The organism is Stenotrophomonas sp. LM091, assembly GCF_001806305.1.
Lineage (GTDB): Bacteria > Pseudomonadota > Gammaproteobacteria > Xanthomonadales > Xanthomonadaceae > Stenotrophomonas > Stenotrophomonas bentonitica_A.
Genome location: NZ_CP017483.1, coordinates 97,396 through 114,958, shown reverse-complemented (window position 1 = coordinate 114,958; position 17,563 = coordinate 97,396). Strand labels below are relative to the sequence as shown.

The window sequence follows — 17,563 nt, the reverse complement described above, 5'->3', positions numbered from 1 at the left end:
AGTACAGCGCGCTTTGTTGTGAAGGCCCTCTGCACGCACCTTCAGGGCGCGTCCGGCCAGGCCTTGAGCAGCGGCAGCGGATCGTAGGCACCCTCGGCTCCGTAGATGCCCCAGTGCAGATGCGGCGGAGTGCCTTTGGCATTGCCGGTATCACCGACGTAGCCTAGGACGGTGCCCTGTTCGATGACATCGCCACGTGCCAGGCCCTCGCGCCAATCATCCAGATGCGCGTAGTAATAGCGCTCGCGCGCAGGGCCCATCACCCAGACCTGGCGACCGCCCAGGCCGCTTTCACGGATGTCGGCGACGATCCCCGGGGTGGCGCTGCGCACCTCGGTGCCGCGCTTGGCGAAAATGTCCACGCCGGCATGCGTGCGGTCGCGTCCACGCGGTGCGCCGAACGTGTCGGCGACCTGGCGTGCGGCCACGCCTGCCACGGGGACGGGCAGCGCGGTCGGTGCAGGCATCTGTGACAGGCGCCAGAGCGCCCGCGGTGATTCCGCGATGGGGCTGTTCCAGAGCACGCCGGCCACCACGATGCAGACGACAAGCACGAACAGCCGCAGCAACCCGCGCCGCAGGCGGCGTGCAGGGGAGGCGGCGGGCGGCGAAGCGCTCATGACACCGTCCTCCCGGTCTTGCGTGTACCCGTGCGCCCGGAGACATGCAGGTGCTCGGGCACATGCCAGCGCCATGGAAACTCGATCGCCTTGCTGATCCCGATCCGCGGCCCGGCCACCGGTGCGACGGGGGGCGCCATCCCATCGGACACGATGCGGATGCCGCGGTCGTTACGGACCAGATCCGCGCCATCCAAGGCCTTGGTGATGCCCATCGCCTGCGACAGGCGGCCCGGGCCACTGGCCAGGTCGCGCTCGCGCTTGATCGCCGGACGCGCCTCGCGGATCAGCTCCAGCCCCGCCACCGGTTCCAGTGCGCGCAGCAGCACGCCCCAGCCTTGGCCGACGTCCCCACACACCGCGTTCGAGCCCCAGTGCATGCCGTAGCTGAAATAGACGTAGAGATGGCCGGCTTGGCCGAACATCGTGGCGGTGCGCGCGGTCATCCCGCGATAGGAGTGCGCTGCCGGATCCTGGTCACCCGCGTACGCCTCCACCTCCACGATCCGACCGGCGCGGCCGTCATCGCGCACCAGCAGTTTGTTCAACAGTTCCGGCGCTACCTCGGCCGGGTGCCGCTGATAGAAACGCCGCGGCAGAACCTTCCACGTCTTCATGACCTTCCGCGCAATGGATGCACCTTGCCAGTGTGGAACCAGCGCTTACTGTGACGCGCCGCGGGTCAATGCGCGATCAACGCGCCGCCATCGTCACGCCACGCTCGCCCGGCATTCGCGGCAGGTTGATCGAAACAGGGCAATCCTCGATGGCAGACACCGCCACCGCCAGCCACGCGCCATGCCCGCCAGACAGCGCCTGAAAATCGCCACCTTCAACGTCAACGGTGTGCTGACACGGCTGCCCCATCTGCTGACGTGGCTGGCGCGCGAACAGCCCGATATCGTGGCACTGCAGGAACTCAAGGCCACCCAGGAGGCGTTTCCGGAGGCAGCGATCCGCGAGGCGGGGTACGGCTGCATCTGGCAGGGACAACGATCCTGGAACGGGGTCGCGCTGCTTGCGCGCGGCCAGGACCCGATCGAAAGCCGCCGTGGGTTGCCCGGCGACCCGAAAGACGACCAGAGCCGCTATCTGGAAGCGGCCGCGCATGGCGTGATCGTGGCGGGTCTGTATCTGCCCAATGGCAATCCGCAGCCGGGCCCGAAGTTCGATTACAAGCTGAAGTGGATGCAGCGGCTCCACAGGCACGCCAAAACGCTGGTGGCATTGCCGCATCCGGTCGCGCTGATCGGCGACTTCAACGTTGTGCCCACGGATGCGGATATCTACGATCCCAAATCGTGGCGCAAGGATGCGCTGCTGCAGCCCGAGGTCCGCCAGGCCTATCAGGCGCTGCTCGACCAGGGCTGGGCCGACAGCCTGCGCGCGGTGCATGGCGATGCACAGATCTTCACGTTCTGGGACTACTTCCGTGAGCACTTCGCCCGCGACCGCGGGCTGCGGATCGACCATCTTCTGCTCAATCCCGTGCTCGCGCCCCGCCTGAAAGATGCGGGGGTGGACCGCTGGGTGCGGGCGCTGGAAAAACCCAGCGACCATGCACCCACCTGGGTCGAGGTCGTGGCGCCACCCAAGCCCCGATAGCCGCAGCGGGATGTCGAAAACACCGCCGACGCGGTAGAGTCCTCGGGCAGGCCGTTTGCGAGGGTATTGCCATGCCATATCGGAGAAAGGACATCGCCCCGGGCGTCGGCGAGGGCAAGCGGCTGCCGGCCGGCCCGGAGACCCCGGTGTTCTGCCGGGCGCGTGAGTATCCCGCCGGCACGATCATCGCGTTGCATCACCATCCGGACCGGCACCAGCTCGTCTACGCCGAATCCGGCGTGCTGGTGGTGCAGGCCGGGGCAGGGCGCTGGGTGGTGCCCAGCACACGCGCGATCTGGATTCCCGCCGGCATGGGCCACAAGGTCAGCTGCATCGGCGCGGTCGGCATGCGCAGCCTGTACATCCTGCCGCAGGCGATCGCCCAGCCACCAGCCAGCGCCTCGACGGTCTCGGTCACGCCCTTGCTGGCCGCCCTGATCCATGCGGCGATGGACGTCCCGCCGCCGTATCAAGCCGATTCCCGCGACGGGCGGCTGATGCAGTTGATCCTGGATGAGCTGCAGCTGTTGCCGGTGCTGCCGCTGCATCTGCCGCAGCCGACCGACCCGCGGCTGCGCGCCATTGGGCAGCAGCTGGAATCCACGCCGGACGATCCCTCGACTCTGCAGGACTGGGCGCGCCGGCTGGGCGTGGACGTCAAGACCATCCAGCGCCTGTGCGCACGCGAGCTGGGCATGACCTTCGGGCAATGGCGCCAGCAGGCGCGTCTGCTGCGTGCGCTGGAGCAGCTGGCGCACGGCGAGAAGGTGATCGACGTGGCGCTCTCGCTGGGCTACGCCAGTCCGAGCGCCTTCACTGCCATGTTCAAGAAACGCTTCGGCCAGCTGCCGAGCCAGTTCTTCCATTGAGGCGCGCGGCTCAGCGCATCGTGGTCTTCGGCAGGAACGCCGTCGCCAGCCCCAGCAGCGGCAGATACGAGGTGAAGTGGTAGACCCACACAATGCCGTGCACGTCGGCCAGCTTGCCGAGCCCGGCCGCGCCGATTCCGCCGATGCCGAACATCAAACCGAACATCAGGCCCGACACCATGCCGACACGGCCCGGTACCGCTTCCTGCGCGTACACCACCAACGCCGCGAAGGCCGAGGACATCACCAGCCCGACCGCCACGGCCAACACGGCGGTGCCCATCAGGTTGGCGTAGGGCAGGGCGAGCGCGAACGGAGCAACACCGAGGAAGGAGATCCAGATCACCGCCTTGCGCCCGATCCGGTCCCCGACCGGACCGCCGATGAAGGTACCCAGCGCGACCGAGGCCAGGAAGATGAAGAGGTACATCTGGCTCTGCTGCACGCTCAGGCCAAAGCGCTCGATCAGGTAGAAGGTGAAGTAGTTGGTGAACGAGGCGATGTAGACGAACTTGGCGAACATCAACACCGCGATCACTGCGATGGCCTGGATCACCTTGCCGCGGCTCAACCCGACGCCGTGACTCTTGGCCAGGCTCTTCATCTTTGCCTGGCCGTGCTGCACGGTCCAGCCGGTGAGACGGAACAGCACGGTGATGGCCAACGCAGCCGCCAGCATGAACCATGCAATGGCACGCTGCCCGTGCGGGATCACGATCAAGGCCGCCAGCAGCGGCCCGATCGCCGAGCCGGTATTGCCACCGACCTGGAAGGTGGACTGCGCGGTGCCGAAGCGGCCGCCCGAGGCCATGCGCGCCACGCGCGAGGCTTCGGGATGGAAGGTGGCCGAACCGATGCCGACGATCGCCGCAGCAACCAGCAGCATTTCGTAGCGGGTCGCCACCGCCATCAGGGCGATGCCGACGAAGGTGGCGATCATGCCCGACGGCAGCAGGTACGGCAGCGGCCGTTTGTCGGTGTACATGCCCACCCACGGCTGCAGCAGCGAGGCAGTGACCTGGTAGACCAGGCCGATGATGCCGATCTGGCCGAAGGTGAGCGAAAACTCGCTCTTGAACATCGGATACACCGCCGGCAGCACGGCCTGGATCATGTCGTTGAGCAGGTGCGCGAAGGCGGCAGCGCCGACGATGCGGATCGCGAAACCCTGTTGGGGGGCCGGGGTGATCGGTTCGGTGGGGATGACGGGCGGGGCAGCGGTTTCAGTGGTCATGGGCCGGGATCAGGAGCGGGAGGGTGCCGATGCCTGGGTATCAGCGGCGTTGGCACCCGGAAGCGGACAGGCGACAAGCGTAGACCGCGACTCGGGCCCCGTCTCTCGCGATATGGGCGGCGGTCGTCGCAATCAGGGCAGGCCCTCTGAAAAGCAGGCGGTACGGCCCAGGTGGTCCCGCGACGCGGCATACTCCCTCCGACTGCCGGACGGCAGCCCAGCGGAAAGGAGGACAGGATGTTGCCGATCAGAACACTCATGGTGGTGCTGCTGCTCTTCAGCACCTCGAGCTGGGCCGGGGCGCCCATCGACCCTGCGCAGGCCGAGCAGATCTTCACTCGCTGGCTGGCGGCCTAAGTGGGCATCCTGCAGTTGGCCGAGGCTGGCAGGCTTTCGCTGGACGATACGGTTGCCAGCCACCTGGAGGACTACCCCAACCAAGCGGTAGCCGCGGCAGTCACGATCCGCCAGCTGCTCAACCACACCAGCGGCCTGGGCGAGATCTTCGACGACGCGTTCGAGACCCGCAAAGCCTCCCTCAAGACACTGCGGATCCTGCCGCTGCGAGGCACGTCGGCGGGCGGCGGCTACAGCACCGCCCGGGATCTGCTCCGCTTCGCCGAAGCGCTGCGCGCTGGCAGGCTGATCCCGGCCGCGGCGGTGCAGGCAGCCACCTCGCCGCAGAACACCAAGGGCTGGTACGGCTACGGCTTCATGGTGAGTGGCGAGGACGAGCAGCGCCAGTATGGCCACGAGGGCGGGGCGCCCGGCGCGAATGCCGCGCTCATCGTGCTGCCCAGCCAGGGCTATGTGGTGATCGGGCTGAGCAATGTCGATCCCGATGCGATGGAGAATGTGGTCAGCTTCGTCGGCAATCGCCTGCCGCTGTAACCGGCTCGCCTCAGCGCCAGCCCAGCAGTGCCGGCAGCGAAGACGCCAGCAACGCGATCCCGGAAACGGTGAGCAGGCTCAGCACGATCTGGCGGAAGCGCAGATCACTGATACCGATGTACACGCGGGTGCCGAGCAGGGTCGGGATCAACATGGCCGGCGCAACGATGGCGAACATCGGCAGCATGTCACGGGTGACGATGCCCGTCCCCACGTAGGTGCCCATGGTGACCAGCAGCATCGACAGGTTGAAGTTCTGCACGACGGAGCGCTGCACATCGCGCTCGTAGCCGCGCAGCGTGCACCACAGCGTCGGCAGCGTGCCGGTGAAGCCACCCAAACCACCCATGATGCCGCCGGCAAACCCCACCACGCCGTCCGCCGCGCGCCCGCCGGCGGTGACCCGCGGCAGCTGGCGTGACAGCAGCATGGCCGGGCACCACAGCACCAGCAGGGTGCCCAGGATCGCCTTGAGCCAGTTCATGTCGAGCAGGGGCAGCAGGTAGACGCCCAGCGGGATGCCGGCCAACCCACCCAGAACGAAAGGCAGCAGGGTCTTCAGGTTGAAGCCGCGGCGCACGGTGAAGGCCGCCAGCAGCTGGCCGGTGAGGGCACCGAACACCGAGAGCGACGCCGCGAGCCTGGGGTCCAGCACCCAGGCCCAGAAGGACAGCGCCACCAGCCCGAAGGCGAAGCCGGAAAGACCCTGCACAAAGCCGGCGACGATGGCGCCCAGCGCGACAACCAGGTAAATCGAATCCACTGCCGCTCCTTACTGCCTGCCGGCGAAGGCATCCGTCGCGCGCACCAGCGCATCTGCCGTCGCAGGTTCCGTTGCACTGTGGCCCGACACGACCATCTGCAGCGATGCTTCAGGCCAGGCGCAGGCCAGATCCCACGCGCTGCGCGCCGGACAGATGATGTCGTAGCGGCCCTGCACGATCACGCCCGGCAGGTGCCGGATGCGGTCGATATCCCGCAGCAGCTGCCCAGGTTCGAGGAAGGCGTGGTTGCGGAAGTAGTGCGCCTCGATGCGCGCCTTGGCCAGCGTATGCAGCGGATCATCAGCGGACACCGCATCCACATCGTGCTCCAGCGTGGCGGCGTGATCCTCCCACCCCAGCCAGGCCTGTGCCGCCGCGATGCGGGTCGCTTCGTCCGGGCTGTCCAGGCGCCGCCAGTAGGCGGCGATCATGTCGCCGCGCTCTTCTTCAGGGATGTATGCCTCGTAGCGCGCCCAGCGCTCCGGGAAGACCCAGCGCGCACCGCCGTCGGCTTCGGCGAACCAGCGGTTCTCCTCGGCGCGGCCGAGGTACACGCCGCGCACGATGACACCGGTCGCGCGTTCCGGGTGTGCCTGGGCGTAGGCGAGTGCCAGCGTGGAGCCCCACGATCCCCCGAACACCAGCCAGCGGTCGATACCCAGCAGCTCGCGGATGAGCTCCACGTCCGCGACCAGGTGCTGCGTCGTGTTGTCGCGCAGCTCGCCGAATGGCGTGGAGCGCCCGCTGCCACGCTGGTCGATCAATACGATGCGATAGCGCGCCGGGTCGAAGAAACGACGGTGCACCGGGGAGACGCCGGCACCCGGTCCGCCATGCAGGAACACCACCGGGATGCCGTCCGGAGTGCCGCACTCCTCCACGAACAGGGTGTGCAACTCGTCCACGGGCACGTGATGGGTGCGGAACGGGGTGATCGCGGGATAGAGGCTGCGCATGGAGTGGGTCACTCGAAGAGTCCAACAACAATGATACCGCTGCAGCGTATGCGGATCGGCGGGGCTGGCCTGAGCGACCCATGAATCGCAATTTCCTGAGCGTGCTCAATGCGACGTTTCGCATGGCATTTCGCCTGCGCTTGCCGTTCCATGCACCGTTGCCTGGGCAGGCGATGCATCGACGGCGGAGATGCTCCGTTCGACGTTCAGGAGAGCTATTGAATGAAAGGAACCGATGTATGACGAAACATCACTGCCATGCGCTTTGCGCACTGATGCTGCTGATTCTTTCGGGATGCGGCTCGCCCGGTGTGGCGGATCCACGCGAACCGCCAGCGGTCCACTACAGCAGGCTGGATCGCACCAGCGTTTCGCTGACGCGCGAACTGCCGGGCCGGACCAACGCCTTCCTGGTGGCCGAGGTGCGCCCGCAGGTCAACGGCATCGTGGCCAAGCGCCTGTTCACCGAAGGGGGCCTGGTCACCGCGGGGCAGCCGCTGTATCAGCTCGATGACGCCAGCTACCGGGCCCAGGCCAACAGCGCCCGCGCCCAGCTGGCGCGCGCCGAAGCCACCGCCAATGCCGCACGCCTGAGCGCCAGGCGCATCGGCGAGCTGGCCAAGGTCGAAGCGGTCAGCACCCAGGACAACGAGAACGCGATCGCCGCGCTCAAGCAGGCCGAAGCCGATGTCGGCGCCGCGCGTGCCGCGCTGGATACGGCCAACGTGACGCTGGGCTATGCCCGCATCACCGCGCCGATCAGCGGCCGCATCGGCAAGTCCTCGGTCACCCAGGGCGCGCTGGTCAGCGCCGGCCAGGCCGAAGCGCTGGCCACCGTGCAGCAGTTGAACCCGATCCATGTCGATCTGACCCAGTCCGCCAGCGAGCTGCTGCAGCTGCGCCGCGAGCTGGCCAGCGGCCGCCTGCAGGACAACCAGACCCTGCCGGTGACGATCCTGCTCGATGACGGCACCGAGTTCGACCACAAGGGCACCCTGGAATTCTCCGAAGTCAGCGTGGACCCGACCACCGGCAGCTACGCGCTGCGGGTCAAGGTCGAGAACCCGGACCAGGTGCTGATGCCGGGCATGTACGTGCGTGCGCAGGTCGGCAGCGGCGTGCGCGAGAACGCGATCCTGGTGCCGATGCAGGGCATCGCCCGCGATCCCAAGGGTGATACCAGCGCCATGGTGGTCGGCAAGGACGACAAGGTCGAAGTGCGGCAGGTCAAGGTCAGCCGCTCGCTCGGCGACAAGTGGCTGGTGGAGGACGGGCTGAAGGCCGGTGACAAGGTCATCGTCGAAGGCCTGCAGAAGATCCAGCCGGGCATGCCCGTGCAGGCCACCGAAATGGGCGCGGCCCCGGCCAAGCCGGCCGCCGCGCCGGCGGCTCCCGCCGCCCAGCAGTAACCGGAGAATTCCATGGCACGTTTTTTCATTGATCGCCCCATCTTCGCGTGGGTGATTGCGATCATCATCATGCTCGCCGGTGGCCTGGCGGTGCTCAAGCTGCCGGTGTCGATGTACCCGGAAGTGGCGCCGCCCACGCTGACGATCACGGCGATCTACCCGGGGGCGTCAGCCACGGTCATCGAGGAAACGGTCACCAAGGTCATCGAGCAGCACCTCACCGGCCTGGACGGGATGCTGTACTTTTCTTCACAGAGTTACTCCTACGGGGGTTACGCCACCATCAGCATCGTCTTCGAGCCGGGCACGGACCTGGAGACGATCCAGCCACACGTACAGAATCGCGTACAGCGCGCGATGCCCTCGCTGCCCGAGCAGGTGCAGCGGCGCGGTGTCAACGTCTCAAAGTCCGGTGCGGACGTGCTGCAGATTCTGGGCTTCGTGTCTGAAGATGGCAGCATGGAGGCCGCCGATGTGGCCGATTACGTGGGCTCGTCCGTGGTGGATGTGATCAGCCGAGTGGAGGGCGTTGGCTTTGTACGTGAGTATGGCGGCAAGTATGCGATGCGCATCTGGCTGGATCCTGCTCGCCTCCACGCCTATCGTTTGACGGTCGATGAGATAGCGCAAGCCATTCGCGCGCAGAACGCGCAGATTGCGCTGGGCGAGATGGGCGGCGCGCCCGGCGTGGAGGCGCAGGCGATGACGGCATTCGTCGACGCGGGATCGCGTTTGTCCAGTGCTGCGCAGTTCCGGGCGATCATCCTGAGGGGGAATCCGGATGGAAGCCAGTTGCGGCTCGGTGATGTGGCCCGCGTTGAACTCGGCGCGGAAAGTTACGATTTCAGCAACCGACTCAATGCACGGCCCGCTGCGGCCATCGGGGTCTACCTGGCTCCGGGGGCCAACGCACTGCGCACGCGCGAGGCGGTAGACAAAGCACTGGAAAGCATGGCCCCGGACATGCCCGCCGGGCTGCGCGTCGTGGTGCCGTATGACTCCGTGCCCTTCGTCAAGGCCTCCATCCGCAGCGTCATCTCCACGCTGCTGGAGGCGATCGTGCTGGTGTTCCTGGTGATCTACCTGTTCCTGCAGAACTTCCGCGCGACTCTGATCCCGACGATCGCGGTGCCGGTGGTGCTGCTTGGCACGTTCGGCATCCTGTCCGCGCTGGGCTTCTCGGTGAACATGCTGACCATGTTCGCGATGGTGCTGGCGATCGGCCTGCTGGTCGATGATGCGATCGTGGTGGTGGAGAATGTCGAGCGGATCATGGCCGAGGAAGGACTTTCTCCGCTGGAGGCCACGCGCAAGTCCATGGGCCAGATCACCGGTGCGCTGGTCGGCATCGGCCTGGTGCTGTCGGCGGTGTTCGTGCCGATGGCCTTCATGAGTGGGGCCACCGGCGTCATCTACCGCCAGTTTTCGGCCACGATCGTCTCAGCCATGGCGCTGTCGGTGCTGGTCGCGGTCGTGATCACCCCAGCGCTCTGCGCAACCCTGCTCAAGCCGGTCAGGACCGGCGGGCATCAGTCACCACCGGCAGGCGCGCTGGCCCGGGCCTTTGGCAGGTTCAACACGGGTTTTGAACGCACCAGCGCCACCTATCAGCGCGGGGTCGCCGGTCTGTTGGCCCGTCCGTGGCGAAGCATGGCGTTGTTCGCGCTGTTGTCCGGCGCGATGATCGTGCTGTTCATGCGGCTTCCCTCTTCGTTTCTGCCGACCGAAGACCAGGGAACGCTGGTGGTACTCGTGCAGGGTCCGGCCGGTTCGACACTTGCCCATACCGAGGCAGCGTTGAAAGCGGTGGAAAAGCACTTCCTGGAGGATGATCCGGTGGTCGATGCCCTTCTCACCGTGGTCGGCTTCAGCTACTCGGGCATGGGGCAGAACAACGGGCAGGCCTTCATACGCTTGAAGGACTGGTCCACGAGAGGGGGTGATGACGAGGCGGACAAGGTGGCGGAGCGCGCCAGGTCCGCGCTTGCCTCATACCCGGGCGCCACCTTCCACGTGCTGACGCCTGCCGCCATCCCGGCGTTGGGAACGGCCGCAGGATTCAGCTTCTTCCTGCGGGATGGCATTGGCCGGGGCCATCCCGCGCTGTTGGAGGCGCAGGACAGGCTGCTGGCACTGGCGGAGGCCAGTCCGATCCTTGCTGGCATGCGCGCCAATGGGCTGAGCGACATGCCTTCGCTGCAGGTGAATGTGGATGCCGAACGGGTTGCGGCGCTGGGACTGTCGATCGATGAGGTCAACAGCACCCTGGCCACCGCCTGGGGGAGCCGTTATGTAGACGACTTCAACGACCGCGGTCGGCTCAAGCGCGTCTACCTTCAAGCCGATGCATCGTTCAGGACGAGCCCGGATGACTTCGCACTCTGGTCGGTGAGGAATGCGGCGGGTGAGATGGTGCCGTTCAGCGCGTTTGCTTCGATCGAATGGAGGCATTCTTCACCGAGATTGGAGCGCATCAACGGGATGCCCGCCCGGGAAATCCTCGGGGCAGCGGCCCCAGGGACAGGCTCAGGACGCGCGATCGCCGAAATCGAACGTCTTGCCCAGCAGCTGCCGCCGGGCTTCGGCATCGAATGGACCGGCACGGCACTCCAGGAAAACGGTGCGACGTTGCAGACCCCGCTGCTTTACACGCTGTCACTGCTGATCGTGTTCCTGTGCCTGGCCGCGCTGTATGAAAGCTGGAGCGTGCCGACCGCGGTGCTGCTGGTGGCGCCGCTGGGCATCCTCGGCGCGGTGCTGGCCAACACGTTCCGCGGCATGGAGCGCGATATCTACTTCCAGGTGGCGATGCTGACCACAGTGGGCTTGACCAGCAAGAACGCGATCCTGATCGTGGAGTTCGCCAAGGAAAACCTGGAGAAGGGCGCCGGCCTGATCGAAGCGACGATGCATGCCGTGCGCGACCGTCTGCGCCCGATCATCATGACCTCGCTGGCCTTTGGCCTGGGCGTGCTACCGCTGGCGCTCGCGTCGGGTGCCGGTTCCGGTGCTCAGCGGGCGATCGGGACTGGCGTACTCGGCGGCATGGTCGTGGGCACGCTGCTGGGTGTGTTCTTCGTCCCGCTGTTCTTCGTCATCGTGCAGCGGGGGTTCAACCGAACGCGTTGATGCCATCGGCAGTCAATGCCGATGGAGGTGTCATCCATCGCGCTGCACCCGCGTTCGGTACGCCGCCACATTGTCACCGCGGATGCGCCGTTGCTGCGTGCCCGTCACCGTATCGACCTTGCGGTCTGAACCGGTGACGGGCTTGGCGTCGATCGCGGTGTCGCGCTCGAACGCGTGGGATTTGTCGGTGTTGCGGTAGTACCGGTACAGCGCCCAGTACAACGCCGTTGCACCGGCGGGGCCGGCGGCAAGCAGCCAGAGACCACTGTCATCGCTCATGAGGCAGCTACCAGGAAGAAAAGCAGGAGGGCTTCGATGATGGTGCCGGTGGTGAGCGCGGCCAGCAGCAGCTTCCACTGCTGCACCGGCACGCTGCCCATGGTTTCACCGGTGCGGCCGTTCACCGCGATGTAGTGCAGCATGCCGCCATTGCGGCCCGGCTGGTGATACGAGTACAGCCACACCGGCAGGTACATCGACACCCAGCGGGTGCCATGCACATCCACGCGCTCACGCTCCCAGCGCACGCCACGATCGTAGCGGCGCACCGAACCTTCCACCTGGGCGCGGGCGATCGACAGCAGCTGATCCTCCAGCCGCGGGCGCAGTTTCTCCACATCGAGATTGCGCTTTTCCGAAGTGAAGCCGGCCAGGTAGGAGGCGTTCCACTTCAGCGCATTCTTGGTGTCGAACGGCAGGATCGCGTTGATGATGTTGTTGGTGTTGCTCTGGATGTCCAGATTGCCGCGCTCGGCCGATGACTCCAGGGTCAGGTCGTCCACGGTGAAATCGACCTGGCGGTCCACCTGGTAGACGTCGGCGTCGTAGTAGGTCTGCTTGTTCTTTTCGGTGCCGCGCGTGTACTGCCGCGTCTGGATTTCACCCTTGCCCGAGATGCTGGCACTGACGTTGCTGTCCACGATCATGTAGGGCAGGTAGACGCCGGTGACGTTTTCCGGCGTGAACTGGTCCTTGAAGGCTTTCAGCGCGAACAGGCGCCGCTTGTCCACGAACTGCCGGATCCGCGCGACCGCGTCGTCCTTGCTGATGCGGAACGGCAGCACCGCATCGGGCACCGCGCCGTTGGCGATCTGTTCGTTGACCCCGAACACGTGGCGGCACCAGTGGCAGCGTGCGGTCATGGTGCTTTCGGTGTTGATGGTGACTTCCGCCCCGCAGCCAGTGCACTTGAAGCTCATCAGGCTGGCGGTGCCAGTGTCGATGTCGCGCGCACCGGACGCGACCACGGTACCGCGAAGCTCGCCGATCCCTTCGCCGAACCCGAACGCTTCCTCGACCCGGTCGCCGTGCCATTCGTGACGGCAGAACTGGCAGACCAGTACATCGGTGCCGAGCTTGAGCCGCACATCGCTGGAGCCGCAGTTCGGGCAGCGGTTGACGCCGTCCTTGAGCTCGGCCGCAGAGGTGTTCAGCGCGGCCGGATCGGGCGCCAGCACTTCATCGCGGATGGGCTGGGGCAGGGTGGCCGGGTCGATCGGGAAACTGCCCGGCACCGGCGGCACCTCCCGGGGCGAGCCCGGGCCGGTGACCGGCGCCGCGGGCGAGGGCAAGGGCGGCAACGGTGGCGGACCCGCCGGGATCGGCGGTGGCATCTTGGGGTCGGACATGGTGTCGGTGCGCTCGGTGTCTTACAGCCCCAGCGCCTTGGCCTTGAGCTTGTCGTAGTCGTCCTGGGTGATCAGGCCGAGATCCAGCATCTCCTTGGCCTTCTTCAGCTTGGCGACCGGGTCGTCCGCGGCCGGGGCGACCGGCTGCTGCATCCCGCCAACCCCGAGCATGCCCGAGGCCATGCCGACGCCGACCAGGCCGGCGGCACCGCCGTTCTCGCCCGCCGACTGGATGCCCTGGGCCACGCTGGCCTGCAGGTTGGAGTTGCCGCGCGAGCCGGCCAGCGCATCGGCGCGCTGCACGGTCTTGAGCAGTTCACGCGTGTTGGCGTCGTACTCGATCGAGACGATGGCGGTCTTGACGATGGCCAGGCCGCGATCGGACTTCCACTGGTAGCCCTGCTCGACGGCGGCGGACAGGCTCTGCGCGAAGCCCAGCGAGTCCTGCTGCAGCTTGGTGATCCGGTTGCCCTTGCCCGGGTCGTTCGTATACAGGCTGAAGGCCGGGGCCAGCGAGCCCACCACCTCGTTGAACAGCTGGCTGGCGGCGGCGTTGTCCAGATCGGTGAAATCGAACACCTGGCCCGGCTGCAGGTAGCTGGCCGGCACGAAGTTTTTCACGAACAGGATCGGATCGACGATTTTCAGCGTGTACGAGCCGCGCGTGACCGCGCCGACCTGCGTGCCCAGGAAACCATCGTCCCAGTAGATTTCGGACTGCGTGCCGAAGCGGTTGTCCGGCAGCTCTTTCAGCGAGACGAAGAATGCCGCCTGCTGCGACCCGGGCTGGCCGCCGAACTTGAAGCGTTCCCAGCTCTGCTTGATCAGCGGGCTGACGAAGCCGTCGCCGGCGAAGATCGACTGCGAGTTGGTATCGTCCGAGCGCCATTCATAGCCACCCGGCTCGGCGACGAAGCCGGTGATCGCGCCATCCTGGAACAGCAGCAGGCCGTAGCCTTCGGGCACGACGATCCTGGAGCCGTTGGTGATGATGTTGGAGGAGGCGCTGGTGTTGGAGCCGCGCCCGGCATTGGTGCCGCGCGGGACCGCCGCGAACAGCGCTGCCGTGGAGGGCAGGCCCGTCGGCACGGTGTAGAAGTCCTTCCACTGGTCGGCCAGAACACCACCCACTGCACCTGCCACCGCCTGACGAAGACCCATGACCAACTCCCTGTGATTCGTGGCCGGGCACCGTGCCCGCCATGCTCGGCCGACTATATCAGCAGCCAACGCACCTGCATCCAGAACGCCGCTCTGCTCGTACAAGCGCCATGAACCCCAAGTCGCCGATCCCCCGGAAGTGGCCTACCATGGAGGCTGACCCGCCTGTTGCCAGGATGACGCCCTTCGAGGCCGCCCGGATGATTGCCGCCCCCGCTCAATCCACGACGGAGATCAAGACCTGGGCGCCGGAAATGGCGGCGGTGGCCGGCTCGCGCGACCGCGAGTGCTTCCTGCGCATCTACGACCACTTCATGCCGCGTCTGTGCCGCTACCTGGGTGGGTTGGGGGCGGCCGATGGCGTGGCCGAGGATCTCGCCCAGGAAGTGCTGCTCAAACTGTGGAACCGTGCCGACCTGTACGATCCGGCGCGCAGCAGCCTGGGCACGTGGCTGTACCGGGTCGCGCGCAACATGCATATCGACCGCGTGCGCCGGGAACATATCTGGGTGCATGCCCACGAGGTGGTCGAGCAGGCCGCCGAAGAGGCCGACGGGGGCGGCTCGCTGGCCGAACGCCATACCGAGCACGTCAGGCTCAAGCAGCGGCTGGACGAACTCTCCGCAACGCAGGCCCGTTTGATCCGGATGTCCTATTTCGAAGCCAAGACCCACGCCGAGATCGCCACCGAGCTGCATATGCCACTGGGCACCGTGAAATCCCATATCCGGCGTGCGTTTCTGCAGTTGCAGTCGTTGATGGGAGAGTCGCGATGAATCCTCGTCATCACCTGGATCCGACCACCGTCCTGGGCTTTGCCACCGGAACCCTGGCGCCGGAAATGTCGGTGGTCGCCGCGGCGCACCTGGAAGCCTGCGCCTACTGCCGGGAACAACTGCGCGCGGCCGAACGGGTCGGGGGACTGCTGCTGGAGCAGCAATTGCCGCCGCCCGGGGCGGAGGATCGCCAGGCCGCGCTTCGGCAGACCATGCTGACGCGCCTGGATGCCGCGCCAGTGGAGGATGGCATGCGTGGCCAGGCAGCGGTGCGCGTCGCGCCTGGGCACGACCCGGATCAACTGCCGGCGGCGCTGGCACCGCATTTCGGAACGTCCTACCGCTCGCTGAAATGGCGGTGGATGGCGCCGGGTGTCCACTGCATCCGCGCAGCGGCGCACCCGTCGTTGATCATGCTGAAGATCGCCCCGGGCAAATGCCTGCCCATGCACAGCCACGGCAGCAGCGAGCTGACCCAGATCCTTCGCGGTGCCTATGATGATTCACTGGGGCATTTCGCCCCCGGCGATGTGGCCGATCTCGACAGCCAGGTCGAGCATCAGCCGGTGACCACCCCCGGGGTGGCGTGCATCTGCGTTTCAGCGCTGGATGCGCCCCTGGTCTTCAGCGGATGGTTCGCGCGGAAGCTGCAGCAGGTGTTCAAACTCTGACCGGGCAGGCCGTGATCGCGGCCGCTTCGAACACCTGCATCACCAAGGCCGGGGACATCGGCCGGGCAAGCAGGTAGCCTTGGACTTCATCGACCCCCATCGCAGCCAGCACCTCCACCTGCGCCTGATGCTCGACTCCCTCGGCCACGGTGAGGTAGCCCAGCTCATGCGCCAGATGATGGATGGCCGAGACCTTGGCGCGCGCCCGGGGATTGATGGCGATGCCATCGATCAACGATTTGTCCAGCTTCACGGTGTGGATGGGAAGGTCGGACAGATAGCTGAAATTGCTGTAGCCGCTGCCGAAGTCGTCGATCGCCACAGTGATGCCGGCCTGCGTCATCGCTGCGATATGGCCGATGGCCGGGGAGCCCGGGCGCAGCCATTCGCCCTCGGTGATCTCCAGTTCGATCATCGAGAACGGCAGCGCCCTGTGCTCGAGTTTGCTGCGGATGTCGTGCCATGCCGAGGCGTTGGACAGATAACTGCTGGAGAGGTTGATCGAGACCGGAATATCCAGCCCGTGGGCGCGCCACGCCTGGACCTGATCGAGCGCGGTGTCGAGCACCCAGTTGGTCACCTCATCCATCAGGGCGGTCCGCTCGAAGACCGGAATGAACTCGGCCGGGCTGATCGACCCCAGGGTGGGGTGGGTCCAGCGGATCAGGGCTTCGGCCGAGACCGGGCGCCGGCCGTCCAGGGTGAAGCGGGGCTGGTAATCCAGGTGGAAATCGCCGGCCTGCAGCCCGCGTTCGGCATCGGAGGCCAGGCGGTAGGCGCGGTGCATCTTTTCGTCGCGCTGTTCGGAGTACCAGCAGAACGGCCGACGTGCGTCGAACGCACCGTGCATGCTGACGAGCAGCCGCCGCAGCAGGTCGTGGCTGTCTTCTTCGCCCGGTTCGACGGCGCAGATGCCGGCATGGAAGCGTGGCGACATCGGCACTGCCGCGGCCATCAGCGGGCGCAGCATGCGCGTTCTCAATTCCAGGATCAGCGCCTCCACCTGGGCTGCGGCCGGCATCTCGACCACGAAGGCAAACCGCGTCACCCCCACGTGGTACACCGTGGCCACGCCCTCCAGCGCGGCACGCAGGCGGACGCCGGCGCGCCGGATCAAGGCCTCCAGCGGACGCAGGCCCAGCACCTGGCCCACCTGGTTGGCGCGTGGAATGTCGAGGATGTCCACCGCGACGGCGTAGGCCGTTCCTTCAGTGCAACGCGCCAGGATGCCGGGCAGATCCGCATGCAGCTGGTGCCGGCTCGGCAGGCCGCTGACCGGGTCCAGCCGACCGGACATCGCACGCAGCTCCAGCTGCGCGACGACCAGCTCGGCCAGGGTGGCCAGCTGATCCTGATCACCCTCGTCGAACATGCGCGGGCGTGTGTCCATGACGCACAGGGCCCCGATGGCGACCCCGTTCTTTGCCACCAGCGGTGCGCCCGCGTAGAAGCGCAGATGCGGGCTGTCGGTGACCAGCGGGTTGTCGCGGAAGCGGGGGTCCTGGCGGAGATCCGGAACCACCAGCACGCCATCGGCGGTGACGGCGTGGGCGCAGATCGAGGCGCGGATGTCGGTCTGCGCCATGGGCAGGCCAATCCGGGAAAGGAAGCGCTGCTTCACATCCCCCAGGATCGAGACGAATGCCACCGGGGCATCGAAGGTGTAACCGGCCAGCGCGGTGAGCCTGTCCAGTGCAGGCAGGGACGCCAGACCGTCGACCTGCATGGCACTGAGGACCGCGCTGCGTTCGTCGCGTTGTGAGGTGGGGGGGCTCATCGTGATTCGACTGGGGGTGGAGGCCACGGCCGAAGCCGGAAAAGTGGGCCTCCTGTCCCTTGCCGCTTGAACC

General features: G+C 66.7%; 15 protein-coding genes and 1 pseudogene. 7 read left to right on the top strand and 9 right to left on the bottom strand.

What is annotated here, in order from left to right:
- Nucleotides 1-41: 41 nt before the first annotated feature.
- Together BIZ42_RS00500 and BIZ42_RS00495 are read right to left on the bottom strand one after the other, a co-directional pair.
- Nucleotides 42-620 carry a M23 family metallopeptidase gene (locus BIZ42_RS00500; RefSeq protein ID WP_070425193.1) on the bottom strand — a complete coding sequence of 193 codons (579 nt, stop codon included), beginning with the start codon at nt 618-620 and terminating at the stop codon, nt 42-44.
- A complete protein-coding gene (locus BIZ42_RS00495) occupies nt 617-1,237 on the bottom strand; it encodes a DNA-3-methyladenine glycosylase (RefSeq protein WP_070425192.1) in 621 nt (206 codons plus the stop codon). The genes BIZ42_RS00500 and BIZ42_RS00495 overlap by 4 nt, the downstream gene beginning before the upstream one ends.
- A 181-nt stretch (nt 1,238-1,418) precedes the next feature.
- Between BIZ42_RS00495 and xth the strand changes: the two are divergent.
- A pseudogene (gene xth, locus BIZ42_RS00490) lies at nt 1,419-2,195 on the top strand (exodeoxyribonuclease III); the annotation flags it as partial.
- A 101-nt stretch (nt 2,196-2,296) separates the two neighbouring features.
- Nucleotides 2,297-3,094 carry a helix-turn-helix transcriptional regulator gene (locus tag BIZ42_RS00485; protein WP_070427395.1) on the top strand — a complete coding sequence of 266 codons (798 nt, stop codon included), beginning with the start codon at nt 2,297-2,299 and terminating at the stop codon, nt 3,092-3,094.
- A gap of 10 nt (nt 3,095-3,104) precedes the next feature.
- Here BIZ42_RS00485 and BIZ42_RS00480 read toward each other — a convergent pair whose 3' ends face one another.
- On the bottom strand, nt 3,105-4,328 hold the full coding sequence (locus tag BIZ42_RS00480; RefSeq protein WP_070425191.1) for an MFS transporter: 1,224 nt from the start codon (nt 4,326-4,328) through the stop codon (nt 3,105-3,107).
- A gap of 357 nt (nt 4,329-4,685) precedes the next feature.
- On the opposite strand from BIZ42_RS00480, the gene BIZ42_RS00475 reads away from it, so the two are divergent.
- Entirely contained in the window at nt 4,686-5,219 is a 534-nt protein-coding gene (locus BIZ42_RS00475) for a serine hydrolase domain-containing protein (RefSeq protein ID WP_070425190.1), read from the top strand.
- Nucleotides 5,220-5,229: 10 nt separating this feature from the next.
- Here the strand turns inward: BIZ42_RS00475 and BIZ42_RS00470 are convergent, their stop codons facing one another.
- Both BIZ42_RS00470 and pip read right to left on the bottom strand, forming a co-directional pair.
- Nucleotides 5,230-5,982: a sulfite exporter TauE/SafE family protein gene (locus BIZ42_RS00470; protein ID WP_070425189.1), complete on the bottom strand. Its 753-nt coding sequence runs from the start codon at nt 5,980-5,982 to the stop codon at nt 5,230-5,232.
- Nucleotides 5,983-5,991: 9 nt separating this feature from the next.
- Nucleotides 5,992-6,939: a prolyl aminopeptidase gene (pip, locus tag BIZ42_RS00465; protein WP_070425188.1), complete on the bottom strand. Its 948-nt coding sequence runs from the start codon at nt 6,937-6,939 to the stop codon at nt 5,992-5,994.
- A gap of 239 nt (nt 6,940-7,178) precedes the next feature.
- On the opposite strand from pip, the gene BIZ42_RS00460 reads away from it, so the two are divergent.
- Both BIZ42_RS00460 and BIZ42_RS00455 read left to right on the top strand, forming a co-directional pair.
- Complete coding sequence (locus BIZ42_RS00460; protein ID WP_070425187.1) at nt 7,179-8,348, top strand: efflux RND transporter periplasmic adaptor subunit; 1,170 nt, start codon at nt 7,179-7,181, stop codon at nt 8,346-8,348.
- A gap of 12 nt (nt 8,349-8,360) precedes the next feature.
- On the top strand, nt 8,361-11,477 hold the full coding sequence (locus tag BIZ42_RS00455; RefSeq protein ID WP_070425186.1) for an efflux RND transporter permease subunit: 3,117 nt from the start codon (nt 8,361-8,363) through the stop codon (nt 11,475-11,477).
- A 30-nt stretch (nt 11,478-11,507) separates the two neighbouring features.
- On the opposite strand, the gene BIZ42_RS00450 is transcribed toward BIZ42_RS00455, so the two are convergent.
- Genes BIZ42_RS00450 through BIZ42_RS00440 form a run of 3 tightly spaced genes read right to left on the bottom strand, consistent with a single transcriptional unit; the run spans nt 11,508 to nt 14,266 of the window.
- Complete coding sequence (locus tag BIZ42_RS00450) at nt 11,508-11,756, bottom strand: hypothetical protein (protein WP_070425185.1); 249 nt, start codon at nt 11,754-11,756, stop codon at nt 11,508-11,510.
- A complete protein-coding gene (locus BIZ42_RS00445; protein ID WP_070425184.1) occupies nt 11,753-13,105 on the bottom strand; it encodes a hypothetical protein in 1,353 nt (450 codons plus the stop codon). The genes BIZ42_RS00450 and BIZ42_RS00445 overlap by 4 nt, the downstream gene beginning before the upstream one ends.
- A 21-nt stretch (nt 13,106-13,126) precedes the next feature.
- Nucleotides 13,127-14,266 carry an SPFH domain-containing protein gene (locus tag BIZ42_RS00440; protein WP_046272823.1) on the bottom strand — a complete coding sequence of 380 codons (1,140 nt, stop codon included), beginning with the start codon at nt 14,264-14,266 and terminating at the stop codon, nt 13,127-13,129.
- Nucleotides 14,267-14,442: 176 nt separating this feature from the next.
- On the opposite strand from BIZ42_RS00440, the gene BIZ42_RS00435 reads away from it, so the two are divergent.
- Both BIZ42_RS00435 and BIZ42_RS00430 read left to right on the top strand, forming a co-directional pair.
- Nucleotides 14,443-15,042, top strand: coding sequence for a sigma-70 family RNA polymerase sigma factor (locus BIZ42_RS00435; protein ID WP_156785657.1), 600 nt, complete (start codon nt 14,443-14,445; stop codon nt 15,040-15,042).
- Nucleotides 15,039-15,713, top strand: coding sequence for a ChrR family anti-sigma-E factor (locus BIZ42_RS00430; protein ID WP_070425182.1), 675 nt, complete (start codon nt 15,039-15,041; stop codon nt 15,711-15,713). The genes BIZ42_RS00435 and BIZ42_RS00430 overlap by 4 nt, the downstream gene beginning before the upstream one ends.
- Here the strand turns inward: BIZ42_RS00430 and BIZ42_RS00425 are convergent.
- Nucleotides 15,703-17,490: a sensor domain-containing phosphodiesterase gene (locus BIZ42_RS00425; RefSeq protein ID WP_070425181.1), complete on the bottom strand. Its 1,788-nt coding sequence runs from the start codon at nt 17,488-17,490 to the stop codon at nt 15,703-15,705. The genes BIZ42_RS00430 and BIZ42_RS00425 overlap by 11 nt on opposite strands.
- Nucleotides 17,491-17,563 lie beyond the last annotated feature (73 nt).